At 39.8% G+C, this 21,614-nt stretch carries 18 protein-coding genes; 7 read left to right on the top strand and 11 right to left on the bottom strand.

All coding sequences use genetic code 11. The features are described 5' to 3' along the window. Nucleotides 1-105: 105 nt before the first annotated feature. Nucleotides 106-240 (top strand): protein YhfH, encoded by a 135-nt coding sequence (gene yhfH / locus F4V44_RS01210; RefSeq protein ID WP_150438156.1) that lies wholly within the window; start codon nucleotides 106-108, stop codon nucleotides 238-240. A 119-nt stretch (nucleotides 241-359) separates the two neighbouring features. Here the strand turns inward: yhfH and hemY are convergent, their stop codons facing one another. From hemY to hemE, 3 genes are read right to left on the bottom strand one after another with little or no spacing between them, the layout of a single operon-like run. After that, nucleotides 360-1,802 carry a protoporphyrinogen oxidase gene (gene hemY, locus F4V44_RS01205; protein ID WP_150438155.1) on the bottom strand — a complete coding sequence of 481 codons (1,443 nt, stop codon included), beginning with the start codon at nucleotides 1,800-1,802 and terminating at the stop codon, nucleotides 360-362. A gap of 26 nt (nucleotides 1,803-1,828) precedes the next feature. Next, entirely contained in the window at nucleotides 1,829-2,764 is a 936-nt protein-coding gene (gene hemH, locus F4V44_RS01200; RefSeq protein ID WP_396897463.1) for a ferrochelatase, read from the bottom strand. 26 nt (nucleotides 2,765-2,790) lie between these two features. Further along, complete coding sequence (gene hemE, locus F4V44_RS01195) at nucleotides 2,791-3,837, bottom strand: uroporphyrinogen decarboxylase (protein ID WP_150438154.1); 1,047 nt, start codon at nucleotides 3,835-3,837, stop codon at nucleotides 2,791-2,793. 285 nt (nucleotides 3,838-4,122) lie between these two features. Between hemE and F4V44_RS01190 the strand changes: the two genes are divergently transcribed. After that, the gene (locus tag F4V44_RS01190) at nucleotides 4,123-4,638 is read left to right on the top strand and encodes an antibiotic biosynthesis monooxygenase family protein (protein ID WP_150438153.1); all 516 of its coding nucleotides are present in this window, start codon (nucleotides 4,123-4,125) and stop codon (nucleotides 4,636-4,638) included. Nucleotides 4,639-4,803: 165 nt separating this feature from the next. On the opposite strand, the gene F4V44_RS01185 is transcribed toward F4V44_RS01190, so the two are convergent. Next, the gene (locus F4V44_RS01185) at nucleotides 4,804-5,580 is read right to left on the bottom strand and encodes an FAD synthetase family protein (protein WP_191090512.1); all 777 of its coding nucleotides are present in this window, start codon (nucleotides 5,578-5,580) and stop codon (nucleotides 4,804-4,806) included. Between the two features lie 414 nt (nucleotides 5,581-5,994). Between F4V44_RS01185 and F4V44_RS01180 the strand changes: the two genes are divergently transcribed. After that, entirely contained in the window at nucleotides 5,995-7,269 is a 1,275-nt protein-coding gene (locus tag F4V44_RS01180) for an MFS transporter (RefSeq protein WP_150438151.1), read from the top strand. 75 nt (nucleotides 7,270-7,344) lie between these two features. Here the strand turns inward: F4V44_RS01180 and F4V44_RS01175 are convergent, their stop codons facing one another. Next, the gene (locus F4V44_RS01175) at nucleotides 7,345-9,138 is read right to left on the bottom strand and encodes a V4R domain-containing protein (protein ID WP_191090511.1); all 1,794 of its coding nucleotides are present in this window, start codon (nucleotides 9,136-9,138) and stop codon (nucleotides 7,345-7,347) included. Between the two features lie 372 nt (nucleotides 9,139-9,510). On the opposite strand from F4V44_RS01175, the gene F4V44_RS01170 reads away from it, so the two are divergent. From F4V44_RS01170 to F4V44_RS01155, 4 genes are all read left to right on the top strand, one after another. Next, nucleotides 9,511-10,404: an alpha/beta fold hydrolase gene (locus F4V44_RS01170; protein ID WP_191090510.1), complete on the top strand. Its 894-nt coding sequence runs from the start codon at nucleotides 9,511-9,513 to the stop codon at nucleotides 10,402-10,404. Between the two features lie 29 nt (nucleotides 10,405-10,433). Then, on the top strand, nucleotides 10,434-11,603 hold the full coding sequence (locus F4V44_RS01165; protein WP_150438148.1) for an acyl-CoA dehydrogenase family protein: 1,170 nt from the start codon (nucleotides 10,434-10,436) through the stop codon (nucleotides 11,601-11,603). A 58-nt stretch (nucleotides 11,604-11,661) separates the two neighbouring features. Then, on the top strand, nucleotides 11,662-12,624 hold the full coding sequence (locus F4V44_RS01160; RefSeq protein ID WP_150438147.1) for a VOC family protein: 963 nt from the start codon (nucleotides 11,662-11,664) through the stop codon (nucleotides 12,622-12,624). Between the two features lie 191 nt (nucleotides 12,625-12,815). Then, a complete protein-coding gene (locus F4V44_RS01155) occupies nucleotides 12,816-13,865 on the top strand; it encodes an AbrB family transcriptional regulator (RefSeq protein ID WP_223881749.1) in 1,050 nt (349 codons plus the stop codon). Nucleotides 13,866-13,973: 108 nt separating this feature from the next. Here F4V44_RS01155 and acnA read toward each other — a convergent pair whose 3' ends face one another. The 6 genes from acnA to F4V44_RS01125 form a co-directional block, all read right to left on the bottom strand. Next, nucleotides 13,974-16,622 carry an aconitate hydratase AcnA gene (acnA, locus tag F4V44_RS01150; RefSeq protein WP_150438145.1) on the bottom strand — a complete coding sequence of 883 codons (2,649 nt, stop codon included), beginning with the start codon at nucleotides 16,620-16,622 and terminating at the stop codon, nucleotides 13,974-13,976. Between the two features lie 24 nt (nucleotides 16,623-16,646). Beyond that, complete coding sequence (locus F4V44_RS01145; protein WP_150438144.1) at nucleotides 16,647-17,585, bottom strand: hydroxymethylglutaryl-CoA lyase; 939 nt, start codon at nucleotides 17,583-17,585, stop codon at nucleotides 16,647-16,649. A gap of 14 nt (nucleotides 17,586-17,599) precedes the next feature. Beyond that, nucleotides 17,600-18,811: a CaiB/BaiF CoA transferase family protein gene (locus F4V44_RS01140; protein ID WP_150438143.1), complete on the bottom strand. Its 1,212-nt coding sequence runs from the start codon at nucleotides 18,809-18,811 to the stop codon at nucleotides 17,600-17,602. A gap of 133 nt (nucleotides 18,812-18,944) precedes the next feature. After that, on the bottom strand, nucleotides 18,945-20,132 hold the full coding sequence (locus F4V44_RS01135) for an FAD-dependent monooxygenase (RefSeq protein ID WP_150438142.1): 1,188 nt from the start codon (nucleotides 20,130-20,132) through the stop codon (nucleotides 18,945-18,947). A 31-nt stretch (nucleotides 20,133-20,163) separates the two neighbouring features. Further along, entirely contained in the window at nucleotides 20,164-21,303 is a 1,140-nt protein-coding gene (locus tag F4V44_RS01130; protein ID WP_150438141.1) for a cupin domain-containing protein, read from the bottom strand. Nucleotides 21,304-21,411: 108 nt separating this feature from the next. Then, nucleotides 21,412-21,609: an aspartyl-phosphate phosphatase Spo0E family protein gene (locus tag F4V44_RS01125; RefSeq protein WP_150438140.1), complete on the bottom strand. Its 198-nt coding sequence runs from the start codon at nucleotides 21,607-21,609 to the stop codon at nucleotides 21,412-21,414. Nucleotides 21,610-21,614: the final 5 nt, after the last annotated feature.

Here is a 21,614-nt window from a genome sequence, read left to right as displayed (position 1 = left end):
TCATATTAATAAAATTGTTTTAAAACAGTTGTTGACACTTTTTATCTGTTATATTACAATAAAAGACAAGAAATTAATTCACAGAAACGAATTGGAGGGAACATCATGGTAAAGAATATCATTGAATTTTTCAAAAATCTACCAGCTAAAAAATGCGTTGAGTGCAGTAAAGAAATCGAGGAACAGGCAGATTGCTATGGCAACAAATGCGACCATTGTATGGGCCTTCATGACCTATAAAATTAGCACAAAACTATTACTAGATTAGAAGAATACTATATTCTAAAATTGCTGTTATATAATACAAAAAAAGAAACTGTCCATTTACAGTTTCTTTTTTTGCTTTCTAGCACACTTAACTAGATTGATATTTGTATTTGTTCTTGCAGATTTATTTCTTGTAAGTAACTTAACACTTTGGAAACAGCTTCCTCCCCTTGCTTAATACAATCTGGAAGGCCAATTCCATTATAGGAACTTCCCGCTATAAAAATGCCGGGAAGTTCTTTTTTTATTCCTTTTCTAACCTTTTCCATTCTTTCCTGATGACCGACAGTGTACTGAGGCATTGCTTGTATCCAACGAGATACTACAGCGAGTTCAGGATCTTGCTTTATTTCAATCGTTTTAGACAAATCTGTCATGACATTCGCAACAATTTGATCATCTGAAAGATCCACAATGGCTTCTCCACCTGACCTTCCTACAAAACAGCGAAGCAGCACTTTTCCATCTGGAGTAGTATGCGGCCATTTTTTATGCAGCCAGGTACAGGAAGTAATTGTATAATCGCTATTTCGTGAAATTAAAAAGCCGGCTCCATCAATATCCTTTTGGACAGCTTCTTTTGGAAATCCCAAGGCAATCGTCGCGACAGATGTAGAAGGCACATCTTTAAAATCCTGAAAAAACTCATATTCTGGAAATATAGTATAAATCGTATGATGCGGGACAGTCATAATAATACTATCTGCTGTCAGCACTTCACCGCCATTCAGTTCTATTTCATAACCTCTTGTTTTTCTCCAGACTCTTTCTACCCTGAAGCCCAGCTTGAAGGAATTTGGCTCAAGCTTAGCTGTTATAGCATCTGCAAATGATTGCAAGCCAGTATCAAACGCTAAAAAAGAACCTTTATTCTTTTCTGGTAATTCTTTCGGCCTCGGCGGTGCACTTTTTTTCATTCCTACAATCAGACTTCTATATTTTTTCTCAACCTGATAAAAGTGAGGAAAAAGCGTCATTAAACTCATTTTATCTATATCTCCGGCATAAACACCGGAAAGAAGCGGTTCAATTAAATTCTCAACCACTTCATCTCCCAATCTTCGGCGAAAAAAGCCTCCCAAGGATTGATCGTTTAGTACCTGTGAACGCGGTAGAATTAAATCAGCTGCTGCCCGTAATTTTCCAGAAAGGGAGAATAGCTTGGTTGTCATAAAAGGTCTAATCTCAGTTGGAATGCCCATGACAGCCCCGCCGGGAATCGTATGCAGCTGGTTATTTGCTAAAATAAAGGTTTTTCCGGGAGTATTATGAACTAACCGATCTGCCATTCCTACTTCAGCTGCAAGCCTAACAGCCTTTTCCTTCGTTTCTAAAAAAGAATCAGGCCCTCTTTCAATCAAATATCCATCTTTCCGGTAAGTCTGCATTTGACCACCAAGACGATGCGACGCTTCAACGAGCTTTACAGAATATGGCAAATGATTTTCCCGCACTTCTTTTTGCAAATAATAAGCTGCAGTTAAACCAGTAATCCCTCCACCAATGATTACAATCTGTTTCTTGCTATCTGACATCCTTCATCGCCTTCTTTTAGTTAAAATCATTGAATAACCGCTACTCGCTTCAACACAACCGTTGCAAGGGCATCTATAAACTCCGGCTGAACATTCGGCATGTCAGGACGATAATAAGCCGCACCAAGAGAGTCACATACCACTTTACATTCATAGTCATTATCATATAAGACTTCTAAATGGTCTGATACAAACCCGACCGGAACAAATATAAATGCCTTGTATCCCTTTTGCTCATATAATTCCTTTATTAAATCCTGAACATCCGGCCCTAGCCACGGATCCGGTGTATTCCCAGCGCTTTGCCAGCCAATTTCATAATGGGTTACACCAGCACACTTTGCTATTAAGTCCGCACTTTCTTGCAGCTGTTCGGGATAAGGGTCACCGTATTGCTTAATCTTTTCCGGCAAGCTGTGTGCAGACATAATTAAGACAGCATGTTCTCTGTCTTCACTAGGCATCTGCTGCAAGGTTTCCTTCACTTTATTAGCCCAATATTGGATAAATTTAGGTTCGTCATACCAACTGTTAATACTGGCTATTTTCGGACCACCTATCTTTGCCGCTTCCTCTTCAGCTCTCCCGTTATACGATTGAATGCTGAAGCTTGAATAATGAGGAGCAAGCACAAGTGTAACAGCTTCCTCTATCCCATCCTCATGCATTTGGTGTACCGCATCTTCTATAAACGGTTCAATATGCTTTAATCCAAGATACACATGGAACTCAATCGTATCCTGACTATTGTTTAAATGTTCTTCAAGCCTTTTTGCCTGTTCCTGTGTTATTTTAGCTAATGGGGAAAGGCCTCCAATGGCTTCATAACGGCGCCTGAGATCTTCTAGCATCTCTGGAGATGGCTTTCTACCTCTTCTAATATGCGTATAATAACGCTCGATGTCTGATTCTTTGTATGGTGTTCCATAGGCCATCACAAGCAGGCCCATTTTTCTTTTCATTACGTAACCCATCCCTTCAATGCCTTCTATTTAGACAATTTTTCTGTTGAGTACTCATGAATGAAGGCTGTCAACTTTTTCAACGTTTCAGGGTTTACTTGTGGAAATACCCCATGTCCAAGGTTAAAAATATAACCCGGCTTTTCCATTCCCTGGTCAAGAATTGCTTTTGCCTTCTCTTCAATTACCGACCACGGAGCCATTAACACTGCCGGATCTAAATTTCCTTGAATCGGCTTGTTTACCCCAAGCTCTCTAGCTTCCCGTATCGGAAGACGCCAATCCAAGCCTACTACGTTCAGCGGAAGTTCATTCCATTCGAGAGCCAAATGACTTGCACCGACTCCAAACATAATAAGCGGAACATTTTCTTCACTTAAAGCGGAGAAAATGCGATTCATGACCGGCTTAATATAATAACGATAATCTTCGACATTTAAGGCTCCAACCCATGAATCAAATATTTGCACAGCCTTTACCCCTGCTTTAATCTGCGATTTCACATATGTAATAGTCATGTCTCCCAGCTTATCCATCAAGGCAAACCAGGCTTTGGGCTCTGCATACATAAAGGATTTTGTTTTTGTGTAATTTTTTGAAGGACCGCCTTCAATCATGTAACTGGCAAGAGTAAATGGCGCTCCTGAGAACCCAATTAACGGAACAGACAATTGTTCCTGTGTAAGGATTTTGATTGTATCGAGCACATATGGTACATCCTCTTCAGGATGTATCTCACCTAATTTCTCCACATCAGCTAAAGATGTAATTGGATTCGAAATAACCGGGCCGATTCCTGATTTGATTTCAACATCCACACCAATGGCTGGTAGCGGTGTCATAATATCTTTATAAAGAATAGCAGCATCAACCCCGTATTGCTCTACAGGCAATCTTGTCACATAGGCACAAAGCTCAGGCTGGTGAGTGATTTCAAATAATGAATATTTTTGTTTAATTTCTCTATATTCCGGCTGGGAACGTCCTGCCTGTCTCATATACCAAACGGGTACAAAGTCAGTTTTCTCTCCTCGCGCCGCTTTTAAAAACGTTTCATTTATTCTTTTCTCCATCACTAATATCCCCTTTCAAGACACATCTATTAATTAGTGTAATATATTAAATGAATAATTACGAATGATACAAGCACATGAATATGACAATTCCAATCATACCTTTTTCACCTATTGTTGTATAGTTTACCTTACTTATTGTCAAAAAATTGACGTTTTTCTTTATGGGAGTATTTCGCCTGCTAAACGGGATACTGAAAAGGGCCACTGTGAAGAAGTTGAGATTAGAACTTTCCCTATCTTTATCGATATAATAATACATAATAATCTCTTGGGGTGAACAGGATGAAGCTTTATATTACAAGCGGTACTCAGTCATTTTTAACAAAAATGATGGAGGAGCATCAAAACAAAGAGTTGATATTGATGCAAAATGAGGACCAATTTATTCTTATCCATCAGTCAGAAGAGGATACCTTTTTTAAAGAGCCGAGAAAGTATGAAGTAATCACTGGCTTTGGAAAATTCCCTAAAAAGGGTTTTGCAGCCTTTCATTATATACCCGTTACGGATGAAGGACGGCCTCTATTCGAATACCATTTCAAAAATCAAGCCGTATTAATGCAGAAAGAACCTAACTTAACAGCTATCCGTGTACTGCGTCCGTTAGCTTCTGATACGTATCTTATCTTGACTGTTTGGGAGCATGAAACCTCCTATAAAAATTGGAAGCCTGCTAAATCATTTGAAGAAGCATATTCAAAAACAAATACAGGAAAAGGAAATCAGAAACTACCTAAAGTTTTTCCACGGCCCTCTTTTATTACAAGATATACAATCGTAAATAATGATAAAGCCTAAAAATAAACTTTGTTGGAAACAAAGATTAAACCAAGTCCATGGCATAAAATCATAAAAACCTTGAAAGGCATACGCCAATCAAGGTTTTAAAACATACTATTTTTTCTACCAAATAAATCTATCTAGTTGGATGTAAAAATCGTGAGGACTTAAAATAGGCTCTCTTTACGATCCAATTTTCTCTAGCCACTTAATGGTCAAGACACTGTCGAAAGCCGAGTTATCATATTCCAATAGAATTTTCTTTTTGGACTTCACCCTCGCGATTGCCTCTGAAATAGCACCGTCTTTTTCAATTAAAATTTTGTATTTACCGATATTCGGAAGTGAGTAATTGGGTAAAATGCCATTTTTACAGCAGTACTTTGTTTTATAGTAGTCTCCTAGCAAACTTCGAATTTCTTGTAATCGGCATTCACGCAAGTACTTTCGAATAAGTGTTGAGCTAATTTTTTGTCCTTGCCACTTTAACTCCTCAACTACCGTCACACCAATACTCATCGGCACATGTTGTTGAATCGCTTTTGCCTTACCGCTCGCTTTTGCTCCGTATGTATAGTCAAAACCGCAAATGATTTCCTTTGCACCCAAACCAATAACATATTGCTGCATGAAATCGGCCGCTTCAATTTTTGCTAATTCCTTTGTAAATTCAACGACATAAAAAATATCGACACCTAATCGCTCAAGCTTTTCTATTTTTTGCTCAATCGGCTCTAAGTAAGCGACTTCAAACCCTGGAATTAAAACACTTTTTGGATGTGGAAAAAAGGAAAGAACCGCTAATGAAAGCTGCTGTTTCAAAGCTTGCTGCTTTGCGGCCTTCACGACTTCTTGATGCCCTAGATGTACACCATCAAAGTATCCAAGAGCCATGGCAACATCTAGTGCTTCTGCCTGTACATCGCCTAAATTGGCTTCATTCACATAGATCACTTTCATTTGCGATTCCTCCATTTTCTTAGTGGTTGTTACCATCATAAAATAATCAAATCAATATTATAATCATATTTTTTATTGAAATTCTAGGTAAAAACAATAAAAATCAATGATATTTCACACTTGGGACTTCAACAATTTCAGATTCATAACTATTTCCCAAAAATAAATTTTGGATTATAAAATAATTTTTTATTGTAAAAATAGTTATAATCAAATAGAATATATCCATCGGAATTTTCTGAAAAGTCAATCTCATACCATGTGCGATTGTTGTAATACAACTAATGACATAAGTAATCGAAATCTTCTTGCACGTGTAAATAAATAGGAGGTGAACAGATTCAAATAACTTCTATGTGCTACAAATATTTTTTAGATTGGGAGCTCAGAATATCTTTATGAGGAGTTGTCAGAATGCGTTGGGTAATATTGATGATGATTTTCGCATTATCTGTTTTGAATTACGCAGATAAATCCGTTCTTGGCTTAGCAGCAGAACCGATTATGGGTCAATTGAATTTGAATTATGATCAATTTGGTTTAGTAGGCAGCAGTTTCTTCGCCGCTTACTCAATAGGCAGTATTATACTAGGCACGTTAACGTATCGCTTTAATACAAAAAATTTATTAATCATTATTGCATCAGGCTGGACCGTTTCTTTATTAAGTGCCTATTTTGTTGAAAACCTCACTGGACTAATCATCATTCGTATTGTTTTAGGTTTCTTTGAAGGCGGTACATACGGATTATGTGTCGCGCATATTGCAAAATGGTTTTCAAATGAAACCCGTGGATCTGCCTACGCAATTATGACATCTGGGACAACCTTCGGTACATATTTAGCTGCTCCAATTCTAGTATTTTTAATTGGCTCAGTTGGTTGGCAGCATACATTTGCTGTATTAGGTCTAGCTAGTCTCATTTGGGCAGTCATATTTTGCTTCTTCAAAAGCCAGCCAAAGGAACCGATTCAAGAACAAATTGCAACACTCCCCTCTACACAGGAAGCTCAATTCAAAGATATTATTAAAATTATGTTGAACCCTTATGTCCTTTCCGTAATGGTTACAGGGTTTGTATCCATGTGGGTTAACACGTGGGTTCTTACCTGGGCGCCAACTTATTTAACGAAAATTGTTGGACTCGATGCGCACGTTATGAGCATCGTATTTGCCGGCATGGGGATTGCAGGGACCATTTTTGCTATCTTCATCGGGAAATATACAGACATTTTATTCCGCCAAAATAAAAGCCTTATTAAGTCATACGATAAAGTGTTAACAACGGTATTAATTACAGGAGCTGTTGCGTACGGTGTAACAACGGTCGTTGAAAACCTTATTTTATCAGTTATTTTCCTTGCCATTGGTCTCATTATGAATACGTGTCTCTTGCCGCTTGGTACGACAATTAAAACGCTCATTGTACCGAAAAACTTAATCGGCAGCATTTCAGGAATTTCATTATCGATTACGAGTATGGCAGGGATTATCGGGCCATATATTACAGGCTATTTAATCACATTAGCAGGAGATGATATTCGCTCTGGTTTTAACTCAGGCGTATTAATCGTTGTAGCGTTATATATCTTCAGTGCTGTCATCATATTATTGACACGTAAACGCAAAACTGCCTTTACGAAAAATGAGAAAGCGGTTACACCTGTGCTTGTTGAAGCAGCGGAATAATTCATATAACCGCTTAAATAAAAAACTCATCGAAGTTGGTACTATCCATTTTTGATGAGTTTTTTATTATTTGCCTTAATCAAATTGTAATTCTCCTGACAAAATAAGTGCTTGGATAACTAATAAAATATAGGCTGCTGTTGGAGCATTTTTAACCGTAACTTGAAGCAGTTCCTCAATTTGCTTAATTCGATATTGAATTCCACCGATTGATAATGCCAACTCTTCCATTGTTTCTTTTAAACGCTGTCCGTTTAATAAATACACATAAAGCGTATGCAGCAACTCCTTTTTTCTTGGGTCATCAAAATGATACAAATCTTTTAATGTTTTTTTAGCCATTTCATGCAGCTGCTCTATGCTCATATTTGTTGCGATGTCACCTAATAAACCTAAATCCTCATAGTCTGTAGTGAGCTTATTATTTGGAAATCGTTGGGCCATTCGTGCCTCTTTTAACGTTCGATCAAATTGTTTAAAATCTGTAAAAGTGCTGCTTATACCTATTGTGTATTTGTAGTTATCATTTTGCTTCTCCATTTGCTGAAAGATTTTATTCAATTTTTTTATGAAAGCTTGTTTATGGTTGATTTGTGAATTCAATAACGCAACTTCTTCTCCAACGACAGCAAAAATACTCGGCAGCTCCCACTTTTTTATAAGTGTTGACAGTTGGATTAATTGTTCATGTAAGTCAATCATCTCGTTATTTGGCTTTGTTCTATCAATGCGGATGACAGCTGTGGAGAATGGCGAATGGAATTTAAATGGCAAAAATTTAAAATATGATTCAATGTCATGAATGTTTTGATTATGAATCAATCGTTCTAATATGGTGCTTCTCATACGCCGCTGTTCCTCAAATTGCGCCTCCTCATATAAAATACATAGCGCAATAACAATCGATATTCTTTCTAAAAATAAATAATCATTCTCGTCGATTTCCTGTGGCGGAAAGTAAAAAAACGAGCACCTTGCGTAATTTTTATTATTAATTAAAACAGGTGAGACTAATTTTTCATAAGAAGTACCTGCGTAATAGGAAGCAGATCGTTTATCTCCTAAATATTTTAGGTTCGATTGGCTGTTTCTAATGGATTGTAATTGCTCCTCAGTTAGTCCGACTTGGCTTAACTGATTTCCATGGATATCTTCAATCAAAATTGGAATGTTCAATAACTGGTAAGCCGTTCGAATAATCTCATCCATCGAATGTTTATCTGTCACCTTTTTTGTGAGTTGACTATGGAACGTTGATATTTTTTCAAGCATTTGCTTATGGTGTAAGAGCGCATCATACGTCATTTCTAATTCCGACAAAATATTGTCGTTTTGATACAAGTTAATTAACTCCTCCTGCTCTGGCAACCAATCTTGTTCAAGACGAATTTCATATTCGCAGCAAGGATCTCCCTTCGCGACACACTTTGTTTCAATCGCAATAATCGATTCTCCAAATTCATACGATAATGCTCCACTGGCAAATCCGCATAAGGTGTGACAAATACATTCCGTTGCATAGCCATAATTTTTCACATGCAGCTCAGCTTCAAACGACTCTACCCATTTTCCTCTTGTATCGATACATTCAATTGTACCGTCTGGATGTTTCACAATTTCCCCTGTAAATGTAACATCTTTTACGTGCCCAAGTCTTGCATGCATTTTACCAACAGTCTTTTTCCTCGTTCCATTTTGGAAAACATTTTTAGCAGATTCGATACCGAATTCTTTCCCAAAACGAAACAAGAAACCCTTTGTTTTATACGAACCGATATTTTTAATTAAATTATTTTTTAATGTGAGAAAGGCATTGGCTGACATTAAGATGTTCTTTGTTCCCATTGAGTCAATTAAGAGATCACTCACAAGCATTTCCCCTTTTTGTTTTAGCTTTGTTAGCGAACAATGTTGACAAGCCAGATTTTTGACTCACCCGTGAGAAATGTCCATTTCTCACGCCTTTCAGCATAGCTGAAAGGTAGCTGTATGGTTAGGAAGTGACAGGAGAAAATGAATTTTCTCCTGTCACTTCCTAACCATACAGCTTTAGATGAGTCAAAAATCAACCATGTTAATAAACAAAGACTTTATTTTAAATATAGTTCAGAAAATATTGAATTTCAATAATTTTTAAAGAATTTAAGGCACTATTCAATAAAAACTACTATTATATTTCAAAAATCAAGTATGTATACTTTAATCATAATCAAATACAAACAAACCACGGAGGTAAAACTCATGACAATTTTCGAAGGCTTTCATAATAGCTGGGTTCTAGCAAATGGAGTTCGTACACACTATTCATGGGCAGGTACAGAAGGTCCAGCAGTTATTCTTTTACATGGGGCAGGCCCAGGTGCTTGTGGTGCTGCCGGTTGGCGCTTGATGTTACCTGCTTTGGCAGAAGCAGGGTATCGAGCATTTGCACCGGATCAATTATCCATGGGCTTTACTGACACACGCCCCCATGCATGGCCTGTTAATGGACACCAAAGCTTAGTAGATCATGTACACGATTTTATTGAAGCTTTATGTTTAGATGAAGTGTACTTAGTAGGTAATTCGCAAGGTGCTTACATAGCAGCTAAATATGCCATTGATCATCCTGAAAAGGTTAAAAAAGTCTTTTATATAGGAAGTAACACGATTTATCAAGCCATGCAGGAAGTACCAGCAAGAAAATTAAGATCATTTTTAGAGGTTATTGGCTACGATTACACAGAGGAATCACTTCGCAAGTTTATGACTCGAAATTCTAATGGCGCAGAGGTTCCAGAAGAATTAATTCAACTACGTCATCAAGCTGCCAATCGACCAGGAGTACGAGAAGCAAACAAAGCATTCGATGATTATTTAGAAAAAATGAATAATGACGCAAAATTATGGGACCGCTACTGTATTAAAGATTCTTTACCAAAACTAAAGATTCCTGGAAAATTTATTTGGGGTAAAAATGATGGTGTTGCACCGATTGAAACGGCTTATAAACTGGAAAAATTACTGCCAAACATCGAGTTTGAGTACATTGACAATTGCGGGCATCAATGTCAAACAGACCAGCCTGAACTGGTTAATAAACTTGTCATTGACTTTTTTGGACTTAAGATTGAGGAAGCTGCAACAGTAAAATAATTTACATTCAAATTGAGAGGAATGATCTTATGGAACTTCTTGTTGAAAATACAACTCTTTATGATGAAATAATTGAAAAGGCAAAAAGAATTGGTCAGGCAGCAGAGCTTGAATCAGTACAGGCTGATAAAGATGCCACGATTTCAGAAAATGTTGCCAACATCATTCGCGAAGAACAGATTAATCGTTTACTTCTTCCGAAAGATTATGGTTACCCGCAGCTTGACTGGCATACGTATGTTGATATGGTAAAAACCGTAAGTTATCATAATTTATCCGCTGGGTGGCTCTCATGCTTCTTCTCCTTACACAATGCATGGGTATCCTACCTGCCAAAGCCATTACGAGATGAAGTGGTGAACCAAGGAGGGTTTGTCGCCGATGTTTTCGCACCTGTAGGGAAGGTAGAAAAGGCCGAGGGTGGCTACTATGTTTCTGGAACGTACAACTTTGTAAGCGGAATCAACTATTGTGACTGGGTTGGCGTTGGAGCTTTTATGAAATTTGATGATTCTGATAAACCTGAACGTGTTGGCATTCTCTTAAAAGTATCAGACTTAGAGATTATAAAAAATTGGGATTCTCTTGGTTTACGCGGTTCAGGCAGCAACACACTCATTGTTGACAAGGTTTTTGTAAAACCTGAAGCCATTCTTCGTTTTAGTAAAATCATCGAATGCAGTCAGCCGCCAGAAAAAGATTTCGATCAAGATTATTTATACTATAATACTCCTTTCTATCCTGGCTTTTATGTAGGCTTTGCGGCAATGGCTGTTGGCGGTGCTGAGCGCGTTTTAGCTGAGTTTGAAAAACATACAGCAGGCCGTGTTCGTTTCTCAGGCGTTGCGGAAAAGGAATCTCCAACAAGCCAACGTGTACTTGCAGAATTAAGCTTAGAAATGGAAGCAGCACAATTACTATTAAACCGATACATTGCGATGATGGAAGAAGATAAAGGCGGTCCTTATGAAGGGGCAAAATATAAAGCGATTCGAGCTTCCATTATTGATAAGTGCGTCCAAATTGGTGTGAAAAGCTTGTTAACACTTGGCGGTCATGCCCTATTAAAAGGTCACCCTGTTGAGATGTTTACTCGTGATTTAATGGCGATTGGGACACATATAACCTCCTTATATGAAGATGGAATTCACGGTTATGGAAGACATTTATTTGGTATCCAAACAAATATTCAAGGCTAATAGATAGCTAGATTCAATCTGCCTGTTCACAGGCTATAAAAATCCTGAGGTGAAGTTGATGGAAAAATTCATTTATGCGCCAGAAATTGCAAAATTAGGACATGTCGCATTAGTAACAGAAAACCTAGAAAAATCATTATGGTTTTTTAAAGAGATCATTGGTTTAGAGGAAACACGTGAGGTCAATGGTACACATTATTTACGAGCATGGGGTGACTTTGAACACCATACACTGTCTATTACAGCTGGAGAAACGTCTTACATCGATCACATTGGGTGGAAAGCAAAACGCCGGGAGGATGTGGCAAATTTTGCCCGTCTGTTAGAGGATGCAGGAACAGAGGTACGCTGGATTGCAGCTGGTGAAGAAGCAGGTCAAGGCGAAGCCATCCGTTTTGAATTACCAAGCGGACACCGCTTCGAAATTTATTTTGATATGGAAAAACCACAAGCAGAAGAAAGCCGTAAATCTGTGCTGAAAAATCAAGTCTACAAAGCTTGGGCAAAAGGGGTTTCACCACGTCGTATTGACCATGTCAATCTGCAAACAGCGATGGACAATCACCTCATTGTAACCTATTTACAAGAAACATTAGGCTTCAAATTGCGGGAATATTTAGTAAATGCTGACGATAAACAAGTAGTAGGCTGGATGAGTGTGACGAATTTAGTACACGATATGGCCATGATGTCAAAACCTTCAGTTGAACCAAATCAAATGCATCATATCGCTTTCTGGATGGATAACGCTCAGGACATTTTACGTGCAGCTGACATTTTAAGCGAACAAGAAGTTGGCTTTGTCGGACCTGGTAAACATGGAATTTCTCAAGCAATGTTTATTTATGTGAAGGATCCGGGCAGCGGCCTGCGCGTGGAGATTTTCACAAACAGCTACCTCATCTTTGAGCCAGATTGGGAACCTATTAAATGGACCTACAAGGAATACCAGAAAAACGGCTCTACCTATTGGGGTGATCGTCGACGCGACGACGTAGATATACAAGCAGTAAAAGCGTAGCACAACATTCACACAATCAGCATTCCTTTTGATTATCCTCTATCAAAATGGAATGCTGATATTTTTGTGAAGGGACGGATAAAGAAGACTTCCATCAGTGGAAGTCTTCCTGACCGTTATAAGGTAATCATTCTCTTCACAGCAAGAGGATTGAACAAATATTCCAAAAGGAGGTGTTATTCTTGAAAGGCATGTTAAAAGTATTATCGCTTGCTATCATTGGCGGTTATGTATTTAGCTTGCTGCATATTCCCATTCCTTGGATGCTTGGCCCTATATTTTCCATTATTACTGCCCAATTTCTCTATAAAGGAACATTGTCATGGTCGCCAAGACTACAGGATATCGGAATTGTCATTTTAGGAATCGCTATTGGTGAACAATTCAATTTATCTCTTTTTAAAAACGCTGGTATTCTATTACTCTATATGGTTCTTTTAAATAGTATTCTTATTGCCAGTTCCATTGCTCTGGCGTTTGTACTAAGTAAATGGTCCAAACTATCGTTAAAATCGATGATTCTCGGAACTATTCCAGGCGGATTAGGTCAAATTCTTCTATTTGCAGAAGAAGAAAAGGATGTCGATCTAGCAGCGATTACCTATTTCCAAATTATGCGTCTCCTCTTAGTCGTTGTGGTCATTCCATTTATTGTGTCAGGCCATATCGTAAGCAAGTCAGCAATTAATATTCCGATGTCATTTAATTTAATCCTATTATTTTTACTGTCCTGGGGCTGTGCTTATGTTGCAAAACGCTTTAAAATGCCGATTGCCTATTTCTTAGCCCCAATTATTTTAATCATTGGTTTACAATTAGCCTCGTTTGACCTGGCGCCTGTCCCTCCACTTGTCATGAATGGTGCACAGCTGTTAATTGGTGCACATATTGGTCTCATCTTAAAGCCACATATGATCAAGCTGCCGTTTCGCTATTTAGTCGCAGGTATCTTAAGTTCTGTTGGCTTAATCATAATAACATGCGGAACTAGCTTTATCGTTTCATATACTTTAGATTATTCGTTCGCAACAAGCTTTTTAAGTACAGCACCTGGCGGACTCGATCAAATGGTATTGCTGGCAGACGCAATTAATGCAGACCTCTCGGTTGTATCTGTTTTTCAACTATTTAGACTATTATTTATATTTTTGTTTGTTATGCCGGTCTTAAGATATTACTATCTGTTTACAGCCAAAAAACGAGCATTCGAATTAGAACAAGACATCATGACGAAGAGTTAGCGTGTTCCTAAAACAGTAAAAATGAAGTGAAGGGAGAACCATGTAAAATGGTCCTCCCTCTAGATGTACATTTGCTCAAATTTGATAAAATACCTTTCTTGATTTCTTTCATCTAGTCAAGCTCTTTTCCCATTGGCCTAGAATACTTTGAAAAATACCTTTTTTCATATAAAGCTCAATCTCCATACGAGTATCCAAACGCAACACTGTCTGGAAAGTGGTCTTAGATCCATTTTCTTTAGTGGCTACAACCATCACCTCTTGGAACGGACTAAGCGGCTCATTCAATCCTATAATGGAAAAAGTCTCTAGACCAGTGAGATTCAGCGATTCATAGTTTTCTCCAGGCATAAATTGAAGAGGTACAATTCCCATCATGGCCAAGTTACTGCGGTGAATTCGTTCAAAGCTTTCCGCGATGACCGCCTTGACGCCGAGAAGATAGGTGCCTTTAGCGGCCCAATCCCTTGCACTTCCCATTCCATAGTCTTTGCCGGCTAAAATAATCAGCGGCGTATTTTCCTGTTGGTACTTTATAGATGCGGAGTAAACATCCATTTCTTCCCCGCTTGGTACATAGAGCGTATAACCGCCTGTTTTATCTACTAGTTTATTCTTTAGCCTTGGATGGGCAAATGTTCCTCTTACAAGTACCTCATAGTTTCCTCGGCGGGAGCCATAAGAATTGAAATCGGCTAATTCGACGTCTTGTTCCATAAGGTATTTTCCTGCCGTACTGTCATACGGAATCTGTCCGACAGGTGAAATATGGTCCGTAGTAATTGAATCACCTACCATTAACAAGACTTTGGCTTGGTTCATCTCTCCTGGCTGGCGGTGTTCATTAAGCTCCGCTTTGAAGAAAGGGGACGCCTTAAAGTACGTGGACTGATCATTCCATTTAAAAATTGGATCATCCTCATATTCTAAACTCTGCCACCTCTCATCACCTTCAAACACATGCTCATAGGCTTCTCGAAATATTTCGGATGAGATTGTAGAATTCACTATGCTGGCAATTTCATCGGAACTCGGCCAGATATCCTTCAAATAGATTTCTTTTCCAGATATGCTTCGACCTAGCGGTTCGCTCTCCATATCAATATCCATGGTTCCTGCGAGAGCAAAAGCGATAACCAAAGGAGGCGAGACCAAATAATTTGCTTTAACCAAAGCATGAATGCGTCCTTCAAAATTACGATTACCACTTAAAACGGCAGCAACTGTCAAATCTTGTTCCTTAATGGACTTTTCAACTTCTTCATCCAGCTTTCCGCTGTTGCCCACACATACGGCACATCCGTAACCGGCATGATAAAAACCCAGCTTTTCCAAATACGGCAGCAGTCCCGCTTTTTGTAAATACCCTGTAACCGCCTTCGACCCAGGTGCCAAAGAAGTCTGAATGGATTTAGGGACAGTTAAACCATACTCCACAGCTTTTTTTGCCAGCAGTCCTGCACCTATCATGTTGACAGGATTGGATGTATTCGTACAGCTTGTTATAGCGGCTATCACGATGGAACCGTCTTTCAATTCAGTGCTTGGTGTATTCGTCCCGTTAGATTGGATAGGAGAAAGAGATTTGGGGAACGATTTTCTTACCTCACGAATCGGCATTCTGTCTTGTGGACGCCTTGGACCCGAAACACTTGCTTCCACTGTCTGTAAATCAAATGTTAGAAGGTCGGAATACACCCTTCTATTTCCACTAGATTCAGACGTATGAAACAATCCTTGTTCTTTACAATATTGCTCAACAAGATTAACTTCTACATCCCGTTTGCCTGTCATGCGCAAAAATGTTAATGTCTCTTCATCAACCGGAAAGAAGCCGCAGGTTGCCCCATATTCTGGTGCCATATTTGCAATTGTCGCCCGATCTGGGAGGGAGAGCCTCTTTAACCCGGGTCCAAAAAATTCTACAAATTTGCCCACCACATTGTGCTTCCTTAGGAGTTGGGTTATCGTTAAGGCAACATCTGTCGCTGTCACTCCCTCGTTCATCTGCCCAGTAATTTCAACACCTACCACTTCAGGCACTGAAATACTAACAGGGATACCCAGCATGGCCGCTTCCGCTTCAATACCTCCAACTCCCCATCCTAATACGCCTAGTGCATTCACCATCGTGGTATGGGAGTCTGTACCGATGATTATTTCCGGATGTGCCATTCTCACCTGATCATGATTCGTTAATTGAACAACTTTTGTTAAGCATTCTAAATTTACTTGATGAATGATGCCATTGGCAGGCGGAATGACTCGAAAGCCCTTAAATGATTGCTGCGCCCATTTTAAAAACTCGTATCTTTCCTGATTACGTTCATATTCTAGGTGAAGGTTTTTTGAAAAAGCTGATTCTGATCCAGAATAATCAACTTGAACGGAATGATCGATAACCAAATCAACGGGAATAGCGGGATTCACTTGGCTTGGATTGATTCCTTCCTCCATCATTCGCTGACGAAATGACACCATGTCGACTAATGCAGGAACGCCCGATGCATCTTGCATAATAACTCTTGTTGGCAGAAACGGGATTTCAACCGGTTCATTGGAGCGTGTTCTTCTAGCCACTTGGATTAAATCCTGCTCTGTAAGCCCGAGACGGCTTTGATTTCGCATAAGCGATTCAAGAAGAATCTTCATTGTAAAGGGTAAGTCATCCACATTCACAATACCTCTGTGTTTCAACGACTGTAAACTGTGGATGCGAACCGATTCATAAGCAGTACTTAAAGTTTGCTGATACAATCGTAATCCTCCATTCTTCCCGAACTATATCTGGACTTTTTGCTGTGCCTTTGGGCTGGCGGATAAATCTGAACATTTACCTGCTTTCAGTAGAAAGCTGTCTACATACTGCGGAAGACTCTGCTGGATATCCTTAGCTGCCTCTATCACTCTATTTAAGGAGACACCAGTATGAATCCCCATTTCCTCAAAGCCGTGAATTAAATCCTCTGAAGCGATATTGCCGCTTGCACCCGGTGCATATGGGCACCCTCCCAATCCACCGGCAGAGCTGTCAAAATGAACAATGCCTTCTTCCCATCCGGCTACAGCATTCGCAAAGGCCATGCCACGTGTGTTATGAAGATGAAGGGAGAAAGTGAAGTCCGGAAATCTCCGTCTTAATTCACGTACATTGTTTTTAATTCGGACTGGATTCGCCATCCCCGTTGTATCGGCAAGTGACACTTCAGTGATTCCTAAGGAACGATACTTTTCACAGATCATCACAAGACGTTCAACAGGAATTTCACCTTCATAAGGACAGCCAAACGCAACAGAAATTGATCCGCCTACCTTCATGCCGCTTTTTTCCGCAAGTTCAACTAACGGTACAAACCTTTCAAATGCCTCTTCTGTCTTACAGTTTGCATTGCTTATGCTGTGGGAATCAGAAGCAGACAGCATCAGCTTCACCTTGTCCACACCAGCTGCGATGGCTCTCTCCAAACCACGTGTATTTGGAACTAATGCTCGCAGCTTTACATCCTTCGAGCGTTTGATTCTTTTCAACACTTCATCTGCATCCTTCAATTGCGGGATCGCTCTCGGGTGTACAAAGGAGGTAACCTCAATCTGTTTGTAGCCGCAATCAATTAATTGATTGATGATTCTGACTTTTTCTTCCGTTGGAATCCATTCACTGACGCTTTGAAACCCATCCCTTGGACAAACCTCAGTAATCGTAACCTCTTTATTAGTCAAGCTAGAACACTCCTTTAGATTACTTTTTTCTCTTTTAAACTAGCAATGGTTCCTTCATCCAATTCCAAGAGTTTCTTTAGAATTTCTTCATTATGCTCGCCTAAATCCGGAGCAATTTGTCTGATCGAACCTGGTGTTTCAGAAAACTTTGGAACAACGCCAGGGATTTTAACTTTACCCAGTCGTGGATGGTCAACCTCCACAATATTTTCCCTCGCCTTGTACTGGGGATCTTCAAAAATATCCTTGATGCTGTAGATTGGGCTCATCGGAACGCCGCATTCGTCGAGGAGATGCTGCAGTTCATCCTTTGTTTTCGTTTTCACCCAATCAGAGACGATGCCATTGACTTCATCAAACCGCGTCAAGCGGACTGAATTGGTATGGTAGCGTTCATCCGTCAGCATATCTTCGCGATTCATCGCTTTGGCCAAACGCTCAAAGGTCTTATCGGAACTCGTAACCAAAATAATCCAATGTCCGTCCTTAGTCAGGAAATTCCCAGCCGGCGCTGAGTGACCGCTCAATCCTGGTGATCTCTCCTTGATGTTGCCAGTCTGATCATAGTCTGATATCAAAAATTCCATCATTCTAAACATTGATTCATATAAGCTGACATCTACAGATTGACCTGACCCTTCATCTTGACAATCTCTATGATATAAGGCTGTAACCGCTGCAAAAGCAACATAAATTCCCGTCACATAATCGGTTAAGGAAAAAGAAGGACTGATTGGCGGACGATCGGGGTATCCGTGCAAATACGTAAACCCGCTGAAGGCTGTTGCAGGGGTACCAAAGCCTGCTTTGTGTGAATAAGGTCCGGTCTGTCCATAGCCTGTTACCCTAATCATGACTAAATCAGGATTGTATTGCTTTAGCTCCTCATAGCCAATTCCCCATTTTTCCAATGTACCGGTTCGGAAGTTTTCAATCACCATATCCGATTTGCTAACCAGCTTTCGTAGAATCTCCTTGCCCTCTTCCTGACGCAAATCCAATGTAATAGATTTCTTGTTCCGAGACATGCCCGGCCATCTTAATCCTTCCCCTTTATAATAGGGACCTAGATTCCGCAATGGATCGCCGACCTCAGGCATCTCAATTTTAATGACTTCAGCACCAAAATCACCAAGAAGTGCAGCGCCATAAGGGGCAGCAATAACGGTTGACAGATCAAGAATACGAATCCCCTCTAAGGGACCTCTCGTTTTAATAGATTTCATGTATGATCACGCCCTTGAATTTATATAATCTAATGACTTTTCTTTAAAAAAGTATACGTAAAGGCTATATCCAGGAATGTCTTAAGGAATATAGCCTTTTAAATAGTTAAGATTAGAACCTATTTCTTCTATTTTAAACAGTGGTAAGCTTTTTTCTTTCTTTGTACAACCATTCCAAATACGTGTAATCGTCTGCTGGGCGATTCAGCATAATGGTATTTCGAAGAAGTCTTGTAACCGAATCTTCAGCATGCTTGATTTCTCCCCAAGTCCGTGCTCCACGTTGGACCTGTGCTGTTCTTGGAATGCGTTCTTGTTGATATTCGTCCAATGCTTTGGCTATATTTGAACCGTTATCACGTAATTTTTCCGTTAAACAAACAGCATCCTCAAGTGCTTGACAAGCCCCCTGTGCTAGATATTGCAGCATGGCATGAGCACTATCGCCCAAAAGCGTCACGCGATTAGTTGACCATCGTTCCAGCGGTTCGATATCAAACAGCTTTGTGACCAAGCCGCTTTCAGCGAACTTCAGGGATTCTTTAATGGTTGAACAACTCTCACCGAACATCGTATGAAGTTCCTCCGCCGTTCCCCAATCATCAGAGTTCTCACTATATTTGTAGCTTTTGAATACCGCTACTTGGTTAATGACACTCTTATGACGTACCGGATATTGAACCAAATGAACGCCAGGCCCAATCCACGTTAATTTCTCATCCCAATCGATATCAATCGTCATTTCTGACATTGGAACGGTAAAGCGATAAGCCACATACTTAGAGATAACTGGATCTGCTTGACTAACTAGTTTACGTGTCACCGAACGGATACCATCCGCACCGATTACTGTTTCTCCTTTCAGTACAGCACCATTTTCACAACGTAATTCCACATAATCATCAAATTCCTCAATGGACTCCAATCGATGATTAGTCAAGAAAGAAATATTGTCTAAAGATTGACAAGCCTTTAGTAATACACTATGGAGATCTGAACGATGAATAACGATGTATGGATACCCGAAGCTCTCACGGAATTTATCTCCAAATTGCACAGCAGATAGCTCATTACCGCTCAATGTGTCCATGAACACATGACGGCGAGGAAACACCGCATGTTTATAGACTTCATCAAGAACTCCTAAAGCATCAAGCGCACGCAAGCCGTTCGGAGCTACCTGTAATCCGGCGCCCACCTCACCAAACTGCGGCGCCTGTTCAAGCACTGTTACCTTTTTTCCTAATTTTGCAATTCCAAGAGTAGCAGCTAAACCACCAATTCCACCGCCTACAACGATGACCTCTTTGACTTCTCCCATTACAATCACCCCATCTATTATTATGATTCTACTAATCTATTGCTATTACATCTGATAGATCAGGCTCAAAAACAGATTGAATCTCCTGATAACCACCATTTTCTGTATAAGCTTCTTCTCGTTCAAAGCTAAAAGGCTCCAAAATTGGCAGGTCATTCGTAGAGAACAAAAATGCTTCTTCTGTTTCAGATGTATTCACATGTTCATGCCATGTCCACGCAGGCAATGCGAAGAAGTCCCCCTCTTCCCAGTCAAAACGAATCCCGTTCATTACCGTATACCCGCTGCCTTTGTGCACATGATAGACTGAGCTATGCACATGGCGATGTGCTTTTCCCTTATATTGAACTGGCAGCTTCTGCATTCTTGCGCCGACTCTTCCATTTGCGTCTTTGCCCGTAGAAGGATTGATATATTCTACAGCGAACCCGTCGAATGAATCTGGATTCAATTCACTCTGCCCATCCAGTGCTTGTTTCGTTAAATCCCATGTGTATCGTCCAAGCGGTGCAGCTGAAGGTTTGCGATCGGAAATTGGTCGTACCATGCCACCTGCATAACGCTTTGTACCATAATCTACAGGAAATTCAACCGGCTGCTGCTCCTCGGGATACAACTCGAAGAAGGAGCTTGTCAGTGCTGAAGTGAAAGGAATATCTAAACAGTCCATCCATAGCACCGTTTCGTTTCCTTCATTCACATGATCGTGCCAGCACCACTCCGGTGTAATGACATAGTCCCCCGGTTCGAAATGATATTTCACACCGTTCACAATGCCAGATGCGCCATGACCTTCCATAATAAACCTCAGTGCTGAAGTCATATGCCTGTGAGATGGAGCGATTTCTCCTGGATTAAGTGCTTGAACGGCTGCATACAGCGTTTGCGTTGCCCCGCCCCATCCGTGCGGTTCCAAATGCTTCATACCCGGATTGATTAAATAGATGGCCCGCCGGTCAATGGATCCCGTACCTACCTCGAGCAGCTCCTTGGCTTTATCTAGAGCTTCGAGAATCTGCTTTTTTTTCCACAAATAGGGAACCGCTCGCGGCTTTGGCTGATGTGAGCTGAATACGGAAGCCCATAAAGGGCCCATATTCTTATCCTTCAGCTCCTGGTGGAAATCCAGCAATTCTGGTGTCCATTGTTGTTTTGATTTATGTTCCGACATATTACTTCCCCACTTTCGTAATAACGTACAGTAACAATAAAGTCATTTTAATTCATTTCAAATTCGTATAATTAAACAAAAAGTAAGGATAAAACAAATGAACAACATTCAAATCATTTCATTTTGATTAAATACTATTTCTTTTATATCTTTTTGTTTTTGATAGATCATGATGAGTTTATCTAATTTCTGACTGTAGGAAATGGTTCTATAACTATTTAGTCCAGTTTCTGCAGCAGCTTCAATCATTTCAGTTCTCAGTTTCTTAATTCTGTGTACTAATTCATCTATTTCTGTATTAACCATACGAA

Origin of the sequence: Niallia endozanthoxylica (genome assembly GCF_008710145.1) — a bacterium.
GTDB lineage: Bacteria > Bacillota > Bacilli > Bacillales > Cytobacillaceae > Bacillus_BD > Bacillus_BD endozanthoxylica.
Note: the sequence above shows the minus strand (reverse complement) of the source record. Positions and strands in the feature narration are given on the sequence as shown.

What these genes read in the sequence shown, in the direction of transcription:
- hemH (WP_396897463.1), bottom strand. Translation starts at nt 2,764, where the DNA reads ATGAAAAGAAAAATGGGCCTGCTTGTGATGGCCTATGGAACACCATAC.
- F4V44_RS01135 (WP_150438142.1), bottom strand. Translation starts at nt 20,132, where the DNA reads ATGGGAGAAGTCAAAGAGGTCATCGTTGTAGGCGGTGGAATTGGTGGT.
- F4V44_RS01190 (WP_150438153.1), top strand. Translation starts at nt 4,123, where the DNA reads ATGAAGCTTTATATTACAAGCGGTACTCAGTCATTTTTAACAAAAATG.
- F4V44_RS01170 (WP_191090510.1), top strand. Translation starts at nt 9,511, where the DNA reads ATGACAATTTTCGAAGGCTTTCATAATAGCTGGGTTCTAGCAAATGGA.
- F4V44_RS01185 (WP_191090512.1), bottom strand. Translation starts at nt 5,580, where the DNA reads ATGAAAGTGATCTATGTGAATGAAGCCAATTTAGGCGATGTACAGGCA.
- F4V44_RS01130 (WP_150438141.1), bottom strand. Translation starts at nt 21,303, where the DNA reads ATGTCGGAACATAAATCAAAACAACAATGGACACCAGAATTGCTGGAT.
- F4V44_RS01180 (WP_150438151.1), top strand. Translation starts at nt 5,995, where the DNA reads ATGCGTTGGGTAATATTGATGATGATTTTCGCATTATCTGTTTTGAAT.
- hemY (WP_150438155.1), bottom strand. Translation starts at nt 1,802, where the DNA reads ATGTCAGATAGCAAGAAACAGATTGTAATCATTGGTGGAGGGATTACT.
- hemE (WP_150438154.1), bottom strand. Translation starts at nt 3,837, where the DNA reads ATGGAGAAAAGAATAAATGAAACGTTTTTAAAAGCGGCGCGAGGAGAG.
- F4V44_RS01155 (WP_223881749.1), top strand. Translation starts at nt 12,816, where the DNA reads ATGTTAAAAGTATTATCGCTTGCTATCATTGGCGGTTATGTATTTAGC.
- F4V44_RS01165 (WP_150438148.1), top strand. Translation starts at nt 10,434, where the DNA reads ATGGAACTTCTTGTTGAAAATACAACTCTTTATGATGAAATAATTGAA.
- yhfH (WP_150438156.1), top strand. Translation starts at nt 106, where the DNA reads ATGGTAAAGAATATCATTGAATTTTTCAAAAATCTACCAGCTAAAAAA.
- F4V44_RS01160 (WP_150438147.1), top strand. Translation starts at nt 11,662, where the DNA reads ATGGAAAAATTCATTTATGCGCCAGAAATTGCAAAATTAGGACATGTC.
- F4V44_RS01125 (WP_150438140.1), bottom strand. Translation starts at nt 21,609, where the DNA reads ATGGTTAATACAGAAATAGATGAATTAGTACACAGAATTAAGAAACTG.
- F4V44_RS01140 (WP_150438143.1), bottom strand. Translation starts at nt 18,811, where the DNA reads ATGAAATCTATTAAAACGAGAGGTCCCTTAGAGGGGATTCGTATTCTT.